Origin of the sequence: Clostridium bornimense, assembly GCF_018917145.1 — a bacterium.
Lineage (GTDB): Bacteria > Bacillota > Clostridia > Clostridiales > Clostridiaceae > Clostridium_AN > Clostridium_AN bornimense_A.
On sequence record NZ_JAHLOD010000144.1, the window covers coordinates 1 to 537 of the forward strand.

The 537-nt window shown below is 26.1% G+C and carries 2 protein-coding genes; both read right to left on the reverse strand.

Annotated features, from left to right (window positions below; translation table 11 throughout):
* Positions 1–274: hypothetical protein (locus KQI30_RS16915; RefSeq protein ID WP_216464516.1), on the reverse strand; the 274-nt coding region annotated here is incomplete at its 3' end.
* 75 nt (positions 275–349) lie between these two features.
* On the reverse strand, positions 350–537 hold a 188-nt coding region (locus KQI30_RS16920), incomplete at its 5' end, for a BhlA/UviB family holin-like peptide (RefSeq protein ID WP_216464518.1).

The following is a 537-nucleotide window of genomic DNA, read 5'->3' on the forward strand; positions in this document are numbered from 1 at the left end:
CTTCATTGGCCATTGTTGTTTTTACTGATGAGTAAAAGGACTTAAAATCTAGCAACTTATTTCTATTTGCTGTTTCAACAGCAGTAGTAGCCAGAGTTACCATAGTTGAATATACTGCAGATCCTTGTACATACTTTGAAATAAACTTACCTAGAATCATAGCACAAACACTACCGCCTACTTCTCCAGTTATACTTTTTTTATTGCCAGCTAATGCTGAATCGACATTATTAAATGCATCAACTATTGAGTTATAAGATAATTCAAAAACCATAAAAACACTCCTTTAAATATATTTTTTAATTAGTTCAGTCACTTATAAAAACAACATAAAGTTAAATTTTGTAAACTATATATTCAATTTATTTTTTATTTCTAAAATATTAGAATTAATCAATTCAAATTTATCAGTTAATTGAGTAATTATTAGTTGATAGTTATCTTCACGTTTAGATTGTTGAAGTTCTCTTTTTTCTTGAACCTTTATAACATAATAAATTAAAAAAAAACTTAAAATAGTCCATATTCCTTGGGATA